At 40.2% G+C, this 16,401-nt stretch carries 16 protein-coding genes and 1 pseudogene; 9 read left to right on the top strand and 8 right to left on the bottom strand.

Annotated elements, in window-relative coordinates:
• From tssD to PSE69_RS06640, 6 genes are all read left to right on the top strand, one after another.
• Positions 1-256, top strand: a 256-nt coding sequence (gene tssD, locus PSE69_RS06665; RefSeq protein ID WP_272675189.1) for a type VI secretion system tube protein TssD, incomplete at its 5' end; no start/stop codon positions are given.
• A gap of 82 nt (positions 257-338) precedes the next feature.
• Entirely contained in the window at positions 339-2,447 is a 2,109-nt protein-coding gene (locus PSE69_RS06660; RefSeq protein WP_121875257.1) for a type VI secretion system Vgr family protein, read from the top strand.
• Positions 2,448-2,457: 10 nt separating this feature from the next.
• On the top strand, positions 2,458-3,669 hold the full coding sequence (locus PSE69_RS06655; RefSeq protein WP_004918554.1) for a DUF2169 family type VI secretion system accessory protein: 1,212 nt from the start codon (positions 2,458-2,460) through the stop codon (positions 3,667-3,669).
• On the top strand, positions 3,662-4,018 hold the full coding sequence (locus PSE69_RS06650) for a DUF4150 domain-containing protein (RefSeq protein WP_102781069.1): 357 nt from the start codon (positions 3,662-3,664) through the stop codon (positions 4,016-4,018). The genes PSE69_RS06655 and PSE69_RS06650 overlap by 8 nt, the downstream gene beginning before the upstream one ends.
• 9 nt (positions 4,019-4,027) lie before the next feature.
• Positions 4,028-8,794, top strand: coding sequence for an RHS repeat-associated core domain-containing protein (locus PSE69_RS06645; protein ID WP_230088978.1), 4,767 nt, complete (start codon positions 4,028-4,030; stop codon positions 8,792-8,794).
• Positions 8,794-9,288 carry a hypothetical protein gene (locus tag PSE69_RS06640; RefSeq protein ID WP_104873386.1) on the top strand — a complete coding sequence of 165 codons (495 nt, stop codon included), beginning with the start codon at positions 8,794-8,796 and terminating at the stop codon, positions 9,286-9,288. Before PSE69_RS06645 ends, PSE69_RS06640 begins: the two co-directional genes overlap by 1 nt.
• Before the next feature lie 205 nt (positions 9,289-9,493).
• Here the strand turns inward: PSE69_RS06640 and PSE69_RS06635 are convergent.
• Positions 9,494-9,622 (bottom strand): annotated as a pseudogene (locus PSE69_RS06635) (SymE family type I addiction module toxin); the annotation flags it as partial.
• Positions 9,623-9,659: 37 nt separating this feature from the next.
• Entirely contained in the window at positions 9,660-9,845 is a 186-nt protein-coding gene (locus tag PSE69_RS19820; RefSeq protein WP_318566651.1) for a hypothetical protein, read from the bottom strand.
• Between the two features lie 55 nt (positions 9,846-9,900).
• Between PSE69_RS19820 and PSE69_RS06625 the strand changes: the two genes are divergently transcribed.
• From PSE69_RS06625 to PSE69_RS06615, 3 genes are all read left to right on the top strand, one after another.
• Positions 9,901-10,251 (top strand): hypothetical protein, encoded by a 351-nt coding sequence (locus PSE69_RS06625; RefSeq protein WP_259466031.1) that lies wholly within the window; start codon positions 9,901-9,903, stop codon positions 10,249-10,251.
• A 320-nt stretch (positions 10,252-10,571) separates the two neighbouring features.
• Positions 10,572-10,736 (top strand): hypothetical protein, encoded by a 165-nt coding sequence (locus PSE69_RS06620; protein WP_154610408.1) that lies wholly within the window; start codon positions 10,572-10,574, stop codon positions 10,734-10,736.
• The gene (locus PSE69_RS06615) at positions 10,736-11,230 is read left to right on the top strand and encodes a CPCC family cysteine-rich protein (RefSeq protein ID WP_004918541.1); all 495 of its coding nucleotides are present in this window, start codon (positions 10,736-10,738) and stop codon (positions 11,228-11,230) included. Before PSE69_RS06620 ends, PSE69_RS06615 begins: the two co-directional genes overlap by 1 nt.
• A 111-nt stretch (positions 11,231-11,341) precedes the next feature.
• Here the strand turns inward: PSE69_RS06615 and PSE69_RS06610 are convergent, their stop codons facing one another.
• From PSE69_RS06610 to PSE69_RS06585, 6 genes are all read right to left on the bottom strand, one after another.
• The gene (locus PSE69_RS06610) at positions 11,342-11,566 is read right to left on the bottom strand and encodes a SymE family type I addiction module toxin (protein WP_072152284.1); all 225 of its coding nucleotides are present in this window, start codon (positions 11,564-11,566) and stop codon (positions 11,342-11,344) included.
• 721 nt (positions 11,567-12,287) lie between these two features.
• Positions 12,288-12,620, bottom strand: a complete 333-nt coding sequence (locus tag PSE69_RS06605; protein ID WP_004918538.1) for a helix-turn-helix domain-containing protein — start codon at positions 12,618-12,620, stop codon at positions 12,288-12,290.
• Positions 12,621-13,590: 970 nt separating this feature from the next.
• A complete protein-coding gene (locus PSE69_RS06600; protein WP_053110762.1) occupies positions 13,591-14,364 on the bottom strand; it encodes a DeoR/GlpR family DNA-binding transcription regulator in 774 nt (257 codons plus the stop codon).
• 19 nt (positions 14,365-14,383) lie between these two features.
• Positions 14,384-15,013: an epimerase gene (locus PSE69_RS06595; protein WP_014658027.1), complete on the bottom strand. Its 630-nt coding sequence runs from the start codon at positions 15,011-15,013 to the stop codon at positions 14,384-14,386.
• A gap of 21 nt (positions 15,014-15,034) precedes the next feature.
• Positions 15,035-15,469: a PTS sugar transporter subunit IIA gene (locus PSE69_RS06590; RefSeq protein ID WP_004918535.1), complete on the bottom strand. Its 435-nt coding sequence runs from the start codon at positions 15,467-15,469 to the stop codon at positions 15,035-15,037.
• 123 nt (positions 15,470-15,592) lie between these two features.
• Positions 15,593-16,399 (bottom strand): BtpA/SgcQ family protein, encoded by an 807-nt coding sequence (locus PSE69_RS06585; RefSeq protein WP_004918534.1) that lies wholly within the window; start codon positions 16,397-16,399, stop codon positions 15,593-15,595.
• Positions 16,400-16,401: the final 2 nt, after the last annotated feature.

Genomic DNA, 16,401 nt, shown 5'->3' with positions numbered 1-16,401 from the left:
TGAAATGCTGCCAAAAGTGGAACTGAAATGGTACCGCACGTCTGTTGAAGGGAAGCAAGAGCACTTCTTCACCACCACACTGACCGATGCGACTATCGTCAACATCGATTGTCAAATGCCACACTGCCAAGATCCGGCCAAAGCGGATTATACGCAGCTGCTCGAAGTGTCACTCTCTTACCGTAAGGTGGACTGGGAGCACACCGTAGCAGGCACTTCTGGTGCTGATGACTGGCGCGCACCGCTGGAAGCGTAATCGCTTCACTCGACGAGCCTACATAGGCTCGTCTTTCTCTATTTAATGTCATGACGCCTACCCGTTAATTCGGAGCCTATTTATGTTCTCAAAAGACCCCAAAAAACCATCTATAGATCCGATAGCCTCGATTCAAGACGAAGTCATCAATCAAGCTAAAGATGCCTTAATTTCTCAAGCGTCCGCCAAAACTCAACAAGCCATTAATGTGGCGCAAACAGCGTTATCTGTAGCCTCTAATATGACCTCACGCCTTGATGGTGTTTCTGCTGCACTCACACCCGGCGGTGGGTTTACTGGTGGACTACAAGGAGCAATATCTTCAGAAACAGGCGCTTATAGTGAGATGGCTGATAAAGCACAATCCACACTTCTCAGTGCTCTAGGACTCAACCCTGATCCAAGTGGATTAGTATTTACCTGTGAAATCGGATTATTACCTCCGGGAACATTACAAGTTACCGATTTTTCATTAACGGAAGGGCTTTCTTCACTCTTTAGCTTGAGCATTAATGCCGTCAGCCTACTCCCAGTGATAGATTTCCAAGAACATCTTGGTCAAGTTTCATCACTTACCGTCAAACGTGACGGTAAAGTTGTGCGTACCGTAAAAGGTATTCTTGCAGGGGCTGCTCAAGGTAATACCGATGGAGTGAAAACGTGGTATCATTTTGATATTCGTCCTGAAATGTGGATCATGACCCTCAACCAAGACAGTCGTATTTTCCAAGACCAAAACGCCCCCACCATTTTAAAAACCTTATTAGACGAAGCGCACGTCAAATCAGACTGTCTTTTTTACCGTGAAGCTTTACATCCGGTACGGACCTACACCACACAAAAACGGGAATCCGCTTATGACTTTTGGTGTCGCTTAGCCTTTGAAGAAGGGATTAACTTCTGGTTTGAAGATGAAGAGATGTTCTATAGCGATGAACATATGGGAATGACCGCGGGGATCCACCTCACCTACAACCCACAAGCCGATACCGATATAACGGATAGCACCGTTTCAACATGGCAATACGGTGAATATCTATGCTCAGATGAGACGATCCAAAAAGATAATAATTATGTTCGACCTTCCTACCCTCTGATGCATAAAGGGAAATTAGAAAAAGGTGGGCAACATAGTGTGTTTGAAAGTTATGGTCGTTTCCAATTAGATGCGGAAGGCGAACCTTTAACAAAGGTCCGATTTGAGCAATTACGTAGCGGTAGTCGCATGGGGAATGCCACGACTAACTGTTTTGCCTTACGTCCGGGAAAAATTTTCACCTTACAAAATCACCCAAATGCGCTGATGAATGACAGTTGGCAAGTCATCACTGTCACTCACCATGGCGTACAACCACTCGCCGATAACGGGGGTGGTGACGGAACTCAACTAAGTAATAGCGTTACATTTATACCTGGCCGTGAAGAATGGCGTCCGCCTCATCATTACAAGCCAACTGCCGATGGGGATGAATTAGCCACCGTAGTTGGTCCTCCAGGAGAAGAAATTTACGTCAACGAATATGGTGCCGTTAAAGTCCATTTCCATTGGGATCGCTATGGTAAGCCTGATCATGGCGCCTCCTGTTGGGTGCGTGTTGCTATGGGATGGAGTGGCAATGGCTACGGTTTTTCTGCCGTACCTCGTATTGGCACTATTGTGCAGATAAGCTACTTAAACGGGGATATTGATCGCCCCATTATCACGGGATGTACCTACGATGGGCGTAATGCACCACCAATAAAATTTCCTGAAAATAAAACGCGTACGACCTTCCGTACGAAAACCCATAAAGGAAAAGGTTTTAACGAGCTACGTTTTGAAGATGAGGATGGCAAGCAGGAAGTGTTTATTCATGCCCAAAAGGACATGAATACGAAGGTGCTCAATGACCGTACTACCCATGTATTACATGACCATATGGAAGTGGTTGATAACGACCAAGCGATGCTGGTGAAAGGCAATCGCACTGAAAGCATTAATAAAGACAATACAGAGACTGTTGGGCAAAGTAAAACTATCAATGTTACCAATCAGTTATCCATTAATGTCGGTGATGTCATTGAACTCCGCTGTGGAGCCAGCGTGTTGCGGATGGATAGTGCAGGCCATGTCACAATTAATGGACATAAGTTTAATTTTGAAGCATCCGGACCTGTACAAATTACCGGTAAAGATGTGGACTTAAACTAGAGGATAAGAAATGGAATTTCGTAATCTTACGCCTTTTTCAGTTCTTAATTATAAAATGCTCAATGTGGAAGATATTGAGCACCATGTAATTGCTATGAAGGTTGGGTACGCTCTGGTCCCAACAGAAAATAAAGGGGAATATGTTCCTTCTTTACTGACTGATTTAAATTTTGAGTTTGAAGATCAATTTATTAGTAAACCAAACAGTTCATCTGTTCTCGTAGAAAGTGACTTAGCCCCCTTCAAACCTCATTGTGATGTACTAATCAATGGCATAGCGTATGCACCAGACAACACGCCCGCTGAATCCATTACTGTCTCTTTTACCATGACAAGCCGAGATAATAAGGTACTAATTGAAAAATCCCTACGCTGTTTTGGGGCTCGTCAGTTTGTACTCGATGAAAAGTCAGGTGAATGGAAGTTAACTTCTCCTTCTCCCATACGGCAATTGCCGATTGATTATCGTTATGCATTTGGTGGTGAATGTAAGGTCTATGAAAATGAAAAACTGGCTAAGCCTATTCCCGATGAAGCGTTATTTCCTGAGGCGCTACGTGCTGAGCATCCTGAAAAGGATTTCGCACCGATAGCACACAGTACCTATGAATACAATCCGCTAGGACAAGGATTTATCACACCATGGTATCAACAATCTAAAGAAATCACTGTACTTCCTGCCCCACAAATCGAATCATTAGAATATCCAATCACCACTGAATGGTTGACGTCACAATTAAATAATGAGTTGCAACAAAATCCTGTCGCTGGATTTGGGGCGATTGGTCGAGCATGGTTGCCTCGGCGCTTGCTTGCTGGAACCTATGATGAAACTTGGTTAAACCAACGTCATCCTTATCTCCCCAGTGATTTTGATTTTGGTTATTGGAACTGTGCACCAATCGACCAACAAATTACTTACCCAAAAACTGATTTTTCACTAATACTCAAAAATTTAACACCAAGTGGTGAACTCAACACAACATTACCGGGACATCGGCCTTTTGTTTTATTGCGCATGTTAAATGGCCTTTTTATCCCTCTACATCTAAATTTAGATACGCTGTTAATTGATACTGAGAAATTACAACTGTCCTTAACCTATCGCTTAATGTTTGAAGCTGATTTACCTATACGTGTATGTGAAGCACGATTTGAAATGGATCCAAATGCCCCATTAGTTCGTCTTGCTGAAACTCAAGAGGAGTTGAACCATGGCTGATAATTATTTAGCTCGCCAACAAGGTGAATGGTTGGTGATTAGCTTAACCCCTGATGTCTGTAAAACGCCTATGGGTTCATCAACACCGCCAATTCCATACCCTGTTATTGCAAAATTAGAAACTGCAGCCTCTGTCGTGCCATCCGTCAAAGCCAATGGTCATCCCGTTGTTGTTTACGATCAAAGCTATATTCCAACCACTTTAGGTGATGCGCCAGGAGTAGCTAATGGTGTGAAAAGTGGTACTGTCGGCGGCAAATGCTATCCCATCGAGCATTCAAAGAGTGTTCGAGTAGGAAAAAAACCTATATTGCGTCATGACGATAAATTTTGGATGAATGGGAAATAGGGATAATAAATGTCTAATCACCAAGATAATGTAGATGCAATGCTCGTAATTGGTTCGAGCCCACTAGCTAAGCCATACCCACCATTTGAGCAAGTCAAAGATAAAGTTGCTGATTGGAGGTTATACAGTAATGCCAGATTTGATGACACTAGCGAACGCCTTATTTATATCGAATTTGACGATAGCTCATATAATATAATTTCAACAGGAAAATATTCACATGAAGAATATGAAATTTTTCGCCAGCAAAACCCTTCACTCAATTTACCTGAATTAAATTCGGATGAGAAAGGTTACCCTGAATCTGGGTTTATTAGCAGCCGAGAGGACGAAATTAAGAAACATTCCAACATTTCTGCAAATGGTAATACTCAAGGTGTCATTACACACCAAGCAAAACCTTCCTCTGCCCCTGTAGAAAATGCTAATCCCATTGTTAAGACAGAAACACCCGCAGAAAAAAAAATGTCAACACGGCATCCAGTCTCTTTATTGACAGCTGAAGAGGCTGAAAATGTCCGTCAGTGGGCTGAAGAACGAAAACAAGATTTAACCAAATGGGCAACTCAAACTAGTCACGAAGTATCAGCAGCTATTGACTCTCCTTTTGAAGGATTAAGCGGTGCTCTCAAAGAAACATGGAATGTGGTACCTGATGTACTCGACCTAGCTTATACTGGAGCTCAAATTATTGAAATTACAGGGAGTGTTCTTGGCTCAAAAATTGCTGGACTATTCAATGCTAAGTGGCAAAAGCAACTGGAAGATCATGCTCAGTTAGTTCGAGATCAATTTGGTGAATCTCCATTTGATGCTATTCGATTTACAGAATTGTCAGATGCAGAAAAAGGCGGTGCATTTCTGATGATGTTCACCCCAGTTGGTTTGGTAAAAAAAGCTGGAAAAAAATTGGGGAAAGAGCTCACTCAAGAAGCGGCTGAGATTATCGGCAAGACTTCGCGAAAAACATCTAATGAAGTAGCAGATATTGCTAATAAAGCACCATCTTCTGGCGGAACAGTTAAACCAAATACGAACTCGCCATCAAATAAAACCTCCGATACTCCATCAACTAAAGTCAACGAAGACACAAAAAAAACCCAAAAAAATCAAGATGGAAAAGGAAACGATACTGATAAAGTAAATACCTGTGGTGACCCCGTCGATATAGTGAGAGGCGATCTCATTCAAGCATGGTCAGTCATTAATATTCCGGGTCTATTACCTATCGAACTAACGCGAACCTATTACTCTACTCAATCCCCCAATGGTATTTTTGGAAAGAAATGGGCAGATAACTGGTCAATGTATCTGCTAATCAATGACAACACAATAGACTTTCAAGACCCTGAGGGGAGCTTATATACTTTTACCGCTCCTAACGATGAAGTGCGCTCCCGAAACTTACGAGCTCCACATTATCTACTATTGGGTAATAAACAAACAGGGCTACAAATACAAGATAATCGCCGTCAACGTATCTATCACTTTGATACATTATCTTTATCTTGTCGTCGATTAGTTAAAATCACTAATTTGCAAGGAATTGCACTACACTTTCATTACGATGATAAACAGCAACTCAGCCACATTTTACGTGATGATGGTTTTTTGGTTCGACTCCATTATCAACACAACCAACTAACTCATATCAATTATGAGCATGCTCAGCAAATACAACGGTTAGTTACGTGTCAATATGATAATCATGGTTATTTAAGTGAATGTGATGCTTTCCAACAAAACCACTTATGGCACACTTATACACCTGAAGGTTGGATGACCTCATGGCGAGATACAGATCAAACAGAACTCACTATTTGTTATGATAAACAAGGACGGGTCATTCAAACTCATTCAGATAGTGGGTATTGGTGCGATCGTTTCTTATATGATGACACATTACAGATTAACACTTATATAGACGGTGAAGGAGGTCATTACCGCTATTATTACAATGAAGATCAATTGGTCGTGCGTACCCTTGACCCTTTAGGTCGAGAAACTCGCACACAGTGGCGTGATTTTCAAAAGATCAGTGAAACCAATGATACTGGTGAGACTACACACTATATCTACCATGTCGATGGGTTACTGGCACAGATTCACCTACCAGATAAACGTAAAGTGGGTTATGAATATAATGATAATGGACAACTCACTCGTTACATTGCCCCAACAGGCGACGAATGGCAGCTAAGCTATGATACGCAAGGAAACCTAACAGCCATCATCGACCCACAAGGTCAAATACTAACTTACGAATATAGCCAACACGGCGAACTGCTCAAAGCCATTTCTCCCGATGGTGCACAGTGGCAATATGAATACAACGCCGCACATCAACTGATTAAGAGCACTAACCCATACCAAAATAGCACTGAATATCAGTTTGATGAACTCGGTCGCTTACAAGCTTATACCGATGCACTCAAGCACACTACCCGCTACCGTTATAGTCAAGAGCATGACGGCGTTAACGGCAGTGTCAGCGATGTATTATTACCTGATGGCACCCATCAACACATTGAATATGACAGCGAGCGCCGCGTTGTTGCGGTCACCGACGGTGAAGGTCGCACTACCCGCTATCGGTATGGCCCGTTTGATTTGCTCATGGTAATGGTACGCCCCGATGGCAGCGAAATTCATTTTGAATATGACGCATTAACTCGTCTGAAAAAAGTGATAAGCGCACTCGGTGAAACATATACCTATGAGCGTGATGCGGCTGGGCAAATCATTCGAGAAACCGATTTTACTGGACGCGTACTTGAATATCGTTACGACCGCTTAGGCCGACGCATTGCCACCCGTTACCCCGATAACCACGAGCTTCGCTGGCGCTATGCCTCCTCGGGGGTCATCATTGAACAAAGTGAATGGGTCGACGATGGCATTAATACGCAATGCCTCTCCACCACCACCTATGAATACGATACCCATTTACGCCTCGTTAAAGCCACTAACCCCGATTCCGTGGTCGAGTTCGAATACAATGCCCACGGCCAGTTAACCTGCGAACGCATTAATGGCCGTGAGGTACACCATCAATGGGATGAAGCTACACATACCCTCACCCAAACGCGCTTTGGTGAACGTGAACTCCATTACGCTTTCGGTCAATTGGGGGAATTAACTTCCCTACAAGTGGGTCAGCATGCCCCCTTACGCTTTAGCTACAATGCCGTGGGGCAAGAATATTTACGCCGCAGTGACGCCGGCTTTGTGAACTCCAGTCACTACAATGCAGCCGGTTTATTAGCACACCAACGCGCTGGACGCGGCTCCGAGAACTTCTTACGTGCCATGCAGGAAGCGCCGCATTTGCCTCCGGTCTGCACCGATGTGCACCGGTCATTCCACTATGACCGCGCCCATAATGTCGTGGGTATTGAAGATACGCGTTGGCAGCGAACCCAATACCGTTATAACGCCAATGACCAAATCACAGAAACCCAATACAGTAATCAGCACCGTAGCCAATACGAGCGTTTTCAGTACGACGCTAACTTAAACCTGATTGAACACACTGTCGTGCCTGAAGGCGCTCAAGTGGCTCTCCATCAGTTATCCCAACAGCAACAAGCCGGACGCGTTATTCGCCGTGGATTACCTCGTGGCTATCAAGACTACCATTACGATGTGAATGGGCGATTGGCTAAGAAAGTGGTGCATCAACACGGCTATCGCCCTCAAGAGTGGCGCTATCTGTGGAACACCCAAAACCAACTTATCCGTTGCTTTACCCCCAGTGGCGATGTCTGGCGTTACACCTACGATGCCTTTGGGCGGCGGCTCAGTAAAACTAAAACGGTGGATAGCGAAAAACTCAATGCGCATCCCGCCTTCCCCGTGTTAAAACCTCGTGTGACCGCGTGGCACTACTTGTGGTCCGGTGACCAAATGGTGGAAGAGGCCCCCGTCTATGCCGACGGTACTGTGGCATATGATGCGGGTATTCAATGGCTCTATCAGCCGGGGGCCATCACTCCTACTGCTCGCTATCAAAAGGGGCAATTACACTATGTGGTCACTGACCATCAAGGTACACCCCGAGAGATTTTTACTGAAAAAGGGATAGCCAGTTGGGCAGGACGCCTCAATACATGGGGTCAAATGGCGTTTTGGCAGTCTCAAGACGGTCGAGCCGACAATGACCCAAATTATACCGAATGCCATTTTCGTTTTGCTGGGCAATATGAAGACCGCGAAACGGGCTTGTATTATAACCGCTTTCGGTACTATGATAAGGACAGTGGGCAGTATATTTCACCAGACCCGATAGGGCTACTGGGCGGGTTGAATCCGTATGGGTATGTGCACTGTCCGACAGGGTTTATAGACCCGTTGGGGTTGGCTGGTTATTGCTGTAATGAGTTACTAAAAGAAGATAGATTTAGAAGACATCATTCAAGTTCAGCTATATATCTTAAACACACCAAAGCTAAAACTCAGGAAGAAGCAATGATGTTTTCTAGTGGAGGAAAACCTGCTCAATATTGGGATATAGACGCCCCCAATGGCAAAGTAACCGGTAGTTCAATGACCAGTTTTAGAAATAAAACAGAGAAAGAAGCCTTACGATATGGAGTATATTCTCCTCAAAAAGGTGGCTCCGATTATTATATATATGATGCAGGTAGAACAATTGGCTTTAATAATGGTCAACCTACACAATACATGAGAGTTGAAGTTACAAAATCTACTAATGAGTTTCATGGACATCCAATCAGTAACCAAACTTACAATGACTACATGAGAAAGGTTGAGTAATGGATAACTTATATAAAAAATATTCACCTTTACTTGGATTATATGTTCCGAGTGACTGGTTAGTTGTTAAAAATAATATGTATGATGTTGCACCTGAGATATTAAACTTACCTCATACTGAAGATGAATTATTTTTAATAAAAGATACTTTCTTTGAAAATGATATTTTTATATCAAGATCAAACCTACCAATATCAACAAAAAAAAGAGCAATATCAATAGTATCCATATTTGCTAGATTGCAAGAAAATTTTAATGATAAGAATCATATTTATTGTATTTATGATATAGAGTTATCATTGATCTTAGATGATAAGGAGTTTTCATTCACTAATGAAAATGGTGCAACAAATCGATTTGATGCAGCCAAAATAGCTTCTGAATATATGATTATCTTTACACAATATATTATGCCAAATTTAATTTTAGGTAAAAAACTCACCCAAAATCTATTTGAATCATATATTAGAAAAGCTTATGAAGAAAGAAATTAAGTTTTAGGTTAATTTTAATAACCAGAAGATCTTCAAATCTTCTGGCTTCTTTGTTTTTAAGAGCTGCTCAGTTTACCCTTTAGCCGCTCACATACTCAGCCATCAACTTGCGCATGGTGTGTTTGATGGCACTGAGTTGCGCTTGCTGTTGTTGGTTTTGCTGCTTCATCGCTCGAATGTCTTCGCTGTTCGGTATCAATACCAAACAGCCGTTTAAAATTTTTACCGTAAAGGTGAAACCTATCTCAAATCCTGCGTCTTTTAACCAATGCCCTTTTAGGTGTATTGCGGGCGGTGGTGTGGCTTTACTGCCGTTTGGGGCATAACCAACGATGTAATAACGTTCTATTTTTTGAGATTTAAGGGCTACATCAGCCCCAGTTTTGGTGCATCAACACGGCTATCGCCCTAAAGGGTGGCGCTATCTGTGAAACACCCAAAACCAACTTATCCGTTGCTTTACCCCCAGTGGCGATGTCTGGCGTTACACCTACGATGCCTTTAGGCCGCGGCTCAGTAAAACTAAAACGCTGGGTAGCGAAAAACACAATGCGCATCCCGCCTTCCCCGTGTTAAAACCTCGTGTGACCGCGTGGCACTACTTGTGGTCCGGTGACCAAATGGTGGAAGAGGCCCCCCGCCTATGCCGACGGTACCGTGGCATATGATGCGGGTATTCAATGGCTCTATCAGCCGGGGGCCATCACTCCTACTGCTCGCTATCAAAAGGGGCAATTGCACTCTATGGTGACAGACTATCAAGACACACCCCGAGAGATTTTTACTGAAAAAGGAATAGCCAGTTGGGCAGGACGCTTCAATACGTGGGGTCAAATGGCGTTTTGGCAGTCTCAAGACGGTCGAGCCGACAATGACCCAAATTATACCGAATGCCATTTTCGTTTTGCCGGGCAATATGAAGACCGCGAAACGGGCTTGTATTATAACCGATTTCTATACTAGGATAAGAATACCGGACAATATCTATGTCCTGACCCAATAGGGCTACTGGGTGGTGTGAATCCGTATGGGTATGTGCACTGTCCGACAGTTTGGGTGGACCCGTTTGGGTTGGTGGGGTGTTGCCTTGGGCTCACAGCATCCATTAACTGGAAGGGGTTCAATCCTCAGAAGAGAGATTACCAAATTGATGGTGTGACACATAATAACTTATCTGGTTTACAATATCATTATCTTAAGCATGGTAAGAATTCGGTGATATCACTCAGCCTCAATATTTAAATAAAGCCAAAGAGTTTTCTAAAAAACCGCTTACGGAAAGCATGCAGGAAGCTAAGGTTAATAACATTATTATTAAACATGATAAGAGTACTGATGAGATCTTTGTCAGTCATGCTGGTAAAAGAGAAATGCGGACTTATTATATAGATGATGGTCGGGATAGCGATGCATTCCAAACTGCAATTGAATTAGCGAAGAGTTTATAATGAAGATTGAATTTTTATATTCAGAAGTGATTGATTTCTTGAAACTTCATGCATTATTTAAAGAGACTGTTGATGGGCGGGTTCAATTTCTTTTTGAGCTGAGTGAAATAGAAGATAAGCAACCACTAGAGGCAATAAAACAAAAGTATAATGATATAATACTTGATAATTTTAATTATTCAAAATTACTAAAAAATAGTTTTTTTGAAGAAATCATCAAAGATATTACAGGAAATGAAATAATAATTATAGACCGTGATGACAATTTAATTCGTGGTGTTCCTTGTTCCGCCTGTAACTATATTGTTTTTGAAGACAAAGAAGATGCATTTTATGAAATTTGTCCGGTGTGCAGATGGCAAAATGATGGTAGCTCTGGAGATGACTATAGTAGCTGTAACCATAGTTCCATGAATGAATACAAAAATACTGAATTTTTTAAACATCAATTAAATATAGAGAGTAAAAATTACGTGAAGTTTAATAACCAATAGCATATAAACAAGTAAAAACGATTATATTGAGTAATAGTCCGGAAAGATCCCCCCATGATTTTCCGGCTTTATTTGAGAGCTGCTCAGTTTACCCTTTAGCCGCTCACATACTCAGCCATCAAGTTGCGCTTGCTGTTGTTGGTTTTGCTGCTTCATCGCTCGAATGTCTTCGCTGTTCGGTATCAATACCAAACAGCTGTTTAAGATTTTGACGATAAAAGTGAAGCCTATCTCAAATCCTGCGTCTTTTAACCAATGCCCTTTTAGGTGTATTGCCGGTGATGGATTGGCTTTACTGCCGTTTGGGGCATAACCGACGGTGTAATAACGTTCTATTTTTTTGAGATTTAAGGGCTATATCAGCCCCAGTTTTGGTGCATCAACACGGCTATCGCCCTAAAGAGTGGCGATATCACTGGAATACCTAACACCAATTGATGGCCTGTTTCTCTCCCCCTTCCCCGCTGTATAGAAGGAGTTTACTAACGTTTAGGTATTAATAATGACTGAAAACTTACCATTTAACACCGATTTTATATGAAAATTAAATGAGTATGCATGAATGTTGATATCAGTTTTACTACAGAGATAAAAGCAGATTTAGAGAATATAAAAATACTGAATAGAAGTAATAATCACTAGCTTAATTTTTACTAAAAGAGAAAAAGATGAGTTTAGAATGGCTCTTGGGGACACTATTTAGTTACAGATATACCAATAAATTATCATAATAGGTTATTATTTTTATCGCTCAAATAAAACTCACACTCTAAATAAAAATGGAGGTCTGAGATCTGAGTGCTTAGTGAAATTGAAGTATATTTAATATATTACTACTATTTATATGCTCTTTATGTACAAAATCACTTATCTGGTATCCCCCATATAAGTACCACGAATACCTCCCCATCATGATCACTTAACATGATGGGGAAATTTAAGAAATAACAATTAAACTCTACTTTATAACTTAAAGTAAAAATATAAAATACTTAAACATGCTAATAAGACTAAAAAATCATTAGATGAGTTTTATTTCAGGAGCACTTATGATTATTCAATGAGAAATAAAAACATTATAGTATTTATCTTGAACCATATTCATATCTATATCAAAAGCATTTAGATAAACCCCTTTAAAAAACTCAAACAGTGTAATTTTAAAAAAACCTAAAATTATAATCAAAACATCAGTAGGGATCGCACAAACACCACACTCATATCTAGATATTTGCTGCTGAGATACATTCATAATTCCAGCTAATTCCCTACCACTTAAAGAATAACTTTTCCTCAATTTTCTTAATTCTATTCCTACAGCTTTAATAAACACTTCCCTATGGCTCAAATCTAATTCAATTTGTTCAAATTCTAAATTACTAATTTTCATTTTTATTTAACCCCGAGTACAGAACGAAACATAAAGTCTGAATCATTCAATATTTCTTCGGTAATTTAATCAATTATCCTGATTAAATCAAATTATCCTAAAACAATATCCATTGATTATAGAAACCCAAAAAACAACAAATAAGTGTAAAAACTAATGAATTCTCTTGAACTTATAAGCCTTAATAGCTCTTAATCCAAAAAAGACCATCATTATTGAATAGTAATAAAAACCAAAAGAAAACTCAGGAGGGAATATATTCAGATTAAATATTCGATTTTTACAAAAAAAAGCATTTAAATTTAATTGATAAAGTATATATTACAAAAAAAGGTAAAAATCATTAAGATTTATTCAATATCTTATAAATTAGGTTAAAAAACAGTCTACGGTGTAATACTTATATTAAAAAACGAAATATTACGAAACACTCAGCATCAAACTGACATAATACAGGCAGTTTACTCCCCTCTACGGCTTATTCAAAAATCTGATTTAGACATTCTCATTTATATTACTTTACTCATTTTATTAGATACATTTTTCTCTTGAAAAGAGTATTTCATCTCTTCATCAAATAAAATTTCAGCAACTCAGTTAGAGCAGAGCTTACTTCAAAATCAATATATATAAATTGGATTTTTTTACCTCATAATAAAAAATGAAGGCACTTAAATTCAATTAGAAGATATATAATAAAATAAAAACCAAGTAAACTCGAAAACAATAAAATAGATATTGAACATCGAAAAAATTAAATCATGCTATATCTCAATGCTAACTGAGCGCATCATGATGATAGCTGAAAATTAATAATCATCTAAAATAATACTATAAATCTGAAATTATTCACTTACTACTTATCCTAAAATAAGACAGCGACAACTAGATTCACCCTATCCTTTTAAGTGATCATATGAACAGCAATTTTACGGAAACATATAGCCGTAATAAATACGCCTATTATTCCCTAATAACCACATTTTAATTCACAGCCTGCTTGGCGATACCGTTGCTGAGTTTCACTCGATAGCCCACTATCGCTAATAATTGTTTTAATACAAGATAGGGTTGCAACAGCATGAGGTTCGAACATATCAAACTTTGTGTGATCCGCTAGCAAAATAACCTCTGGTGAACGCGCTATTAGTTTGCGTTTAACTCCCACCTCAAACATAGTAGCATTCGTTATTCCCATCTCAATCGATAATGCATCACAAGACATAAAGACACAATCAACGGCAAAAGCATTTAACGTCTCTAATGCTAGGCTTTCACCTACCGTAAAATAACCAGGCCTGATTAACCCCCCAATGATATAACTTTCTACATTTGGAAACATTCCAAGTTGGTTAGCTATTTTGATGTCATTACAAATGACTTTAACGCTAATATCCCCCAGACACTTCGCTAATTCTAAACAAGTAGAGCCTGAGTCAAGAAAAAAACAGTCGCCTTCATGAATTAATTTGCGAGCAATGAGTGCGATTTCACGTTTAGATGCACAATTTAAAGAGCGTCTGACATCAAATTGAGACTCTTTATCTGTCGTACTGTCGTCGAAATTTAAGTGCCCATGAGTTCGCGTCATACCAGGATAATGTTCAGCGATATATTGAAAATCGCGACGAATTGTCGCTTCTGCACAACCAAACAACTCCACCGCTTGTTGTGTTGAAAGCTCTCGACATTTCCAAAGATAGTGCAGCATCTGTTGGATCCGATCAGATTTATACAGACTCATAAGCGACTTCTCTCCGAATTTAATTGCTAAGTTGTTTTATCGTATTTTCATAATCGTCAGTCGAAAACAGTGCTCTTCCTATGACAAGATTATTAATACCAACCTTTTTTAATGACTGAATTTTATCTGCACTGATCCCACCATCAGCCCAATACTCCAGTTGGCTAAAGAGTGGTGGTATTTGCTGAATTTTATCCACTATTGATGGTATAAATTGCTGATTTTCACCATCCGGCTCGCTAGTCATCAACATCAAAGCATCTAATTTATTAATGAGGTATTGATAAGGAGCAACTGGTGTACTTGGATTTAATGCTATGCCTGCTTTTGCCTTTATCTTTTTTATTTCAGCAATAATTTCTGAAGGGTTTTGCACCGCCTCAGGATGAAAGAAGATCCATTTGGGGCTAAAAGGAGCAAGCTCCCTTATCCAAAATAACGGTTGAGACACCATTAAATGAATAGATAATGCATGTTCTGTAGCTTGTGCAACTGCTTTTACCAACTTAATACCAAAAGTAATATTGTTGATAAAATTGCCATCTTCAATGTCCAGATGTAATGACCCAATATTCTGATTAGCCAGTTTATTAATAATTGAACCCAGCCAAAGTGGGTCAGCAGAAGCCAAAGACGGGTGTAATATCATCATCACTCCTTCATGGATAAATCAATATGAATTTAGCAACCGCAAAACATCATCATGGGTTTTAGCACAACGAATTTCATCAAGTAATAATGGATTATCAATAAGTTCAGCGATGTACTGTATGAGTCGAATATGATCATCACTTTGAGTTGCGCAAACAGTCATTAATAACCATACAGGGTCACAATCTTCATGACCGAATACAACGGGCTGTTTTAAGGTTGTGAGAGTAATTTGGTTATAGATAGCCCCTTGTTCCGGACGTGCATGTGGCATAGCAATGCCCGGAGCAATTAAATAATAAGGCCCCCAACTTTGGGTGTTTTTAATGATGCCTTGTAAATAGTTAGGCTCAGCAGCACCATGAATAATTAAAGGCGTACAAGCTATGCTAAGCGCTTCTTTCCAATCGGCTGCAACTTGATTTATTTGGATCCATTTAGCATCATCAATCATTGTATATTGACTCCTTTAAGGTTCGGTATATGCTTGATTATTGAGTCCTCGCCTAACTTTTGGCGAAGCTTGCGAGGACTCTTAGTATCACGAGGGAGATAAGTATTTTGCTTATCTCCTTTCTTATTGCCTTATGCTATGCACTTTCTCCATAAATCTTTCCACTCGAGTTTGATCAACAAAGTTGGCAAAAATGCCATCTTTTTTAAAAGTCGTCGCGGTGACACAGCCATCAGCAATACTCAGCTGCTCTTCAACGTTTTCGAGGCAAACCCCAGTGTTGGCAAAGACCACAGTATTCGGCACCGTATCTTTCACTTGTTTCAAAATTGCACTATCTGTTTTTGCTCCAGCAGTTAATCCCGAAACACATAGTGCATCTGGTTTATTATTAAAAACGGTAGACTTTGCTATTGAGCAGATATCTCGTCCACCTAGATATACCGCGGCTTCAGGTACAATATTAAAAAGCGTTTTTACATCCCCTGCCCCAATACGATGTTGATGGCGAATAGTTTCACCAACATTGGTATTCCATACGCCAAAATCACTTGCATAGGCACCCGTAAATATTTCTCGGATAAATTTCGCTCCTGTCGCCATCGCTAAATCGAACGAAGCGATCGGATCCCAAAGAACATTTACACCAAATGGTATACGGATCTCACTCATTAATTGACCAATGATCCGTGCCATTGCCGCAGTTGTCTCCGGCTTCACTTTAGTGAGATAAGGCAGGCTAAATTCATTTGAAAACATAACTGCATCAACACCGCCATTTTGTAATGCCATTAAATCCTCATATGCCCTATCAATTACCCATTGCATACTATGCTGCGCATTAAAATCAGGATCACCAGGTAATGCACGTAAATGGCACATAGCAATGACTGCTTTTTCTGTTCCAATAACATCCTTCAACCAACTCATTT

This window comes from Providencia sp. PROV122, assembly GCF_028482365.1.
Classification (GTDB): Bacteria; Pseudomonadota; Gammaproteobacteria; order Enterobacterales; family Enterobacteriaceae; genus Providencia; species Providencia stuartii.
This window is presented reverse-complemented; position numbering and strand designations above follow the sequence as displayed.

Coding starts and splice junctions, on each gene's coding strand:
- PSE69_RS06660 (WP_121875257.1), top strand. CDS start 339: ATGTTCTCAAAAGACCCCAAAAAACCATCTATAGATCCGATAGCCTCG.
- PSE69_RS06655 (WP_004918554.1), top strand. CDS start 2,458: ATGGAATTTCGTAATCTTACGCCTTTTTCAGTTCTTAATTATAAAATG.
- PSE69_RS06650 (WP_102781069.1), top strand. CDS start 3,662: ATGGCTGATAATTATTTAGCTCGCCAACAAGGTGAATGGTTGGTGATT.
- PSE69_RS06645 (WP_230088978.1), top strand. CDS start 4,028: ATGTCTAATCACCAAGATAATGTAGATGCAATGCTCGTAATTGGTTCG.
- PSE69_RS06640 (WP_104873386.1), top strand. CDS start 8,794: ATGGATAACTTATATAAAAAATATTCACCTTTACTTGGATTATATGTT.
- PSE69_RS19820 (WP_318566651.1), bottom strand. CDS start 9,845: ATGCGCATTGTGTTTTTCGCTACCCAGCGTTTTAGTTTTACTGAGCCG.
- PSE69_RS06620 (WP_154610408.1), top strand. CDS start 10,572: ATGCAGGAAGCTAAGGTTAATAACATTATTATTAAACATGATAAGAGT.
- PSE69_RS06615 (WP_004918541.1), top strand. CDS start 10,736: ATGAAGATTGAATTTTTATATTCAGAAGTGATTGATTTCTTGAAACTT.
- PSE69_RS06605 (WP_004918538.1), bottom strand. CDS start 12,620: ATGAAAATTAGTAATTTAGAATTTGAACAAATTGAATTAGATTTGAGC.
- PSE69_RS06600 (WP_053110762.1), bottom strand. CDS start 14,364: ATGAGTCTGTATAAATCTGATCGGATCCAACAGATGCTGCACTATCTT.
- PSE69_RS06595 (WP_014658027.1), bottom strand. CDS start 15,013: ATGATATTACACCCGTCTTTGGCTTCTGCTGACCCACTTTGGCTGGGT.
- PSE69_RS06590 (WP_004918535.1), bottom strand. CDS start 15,469: ATGATTGATGATGCTAAATGGATCCAAATAAATCAAGTTGCAGCCGAT.
- PSE69_RS06585 (WP_004918534.1), bottom strand. CDS start 16,399: ATGAGTTGGTTGAAGGATGTTATTGGAACAGAAAAAGCAGTCATTGCT.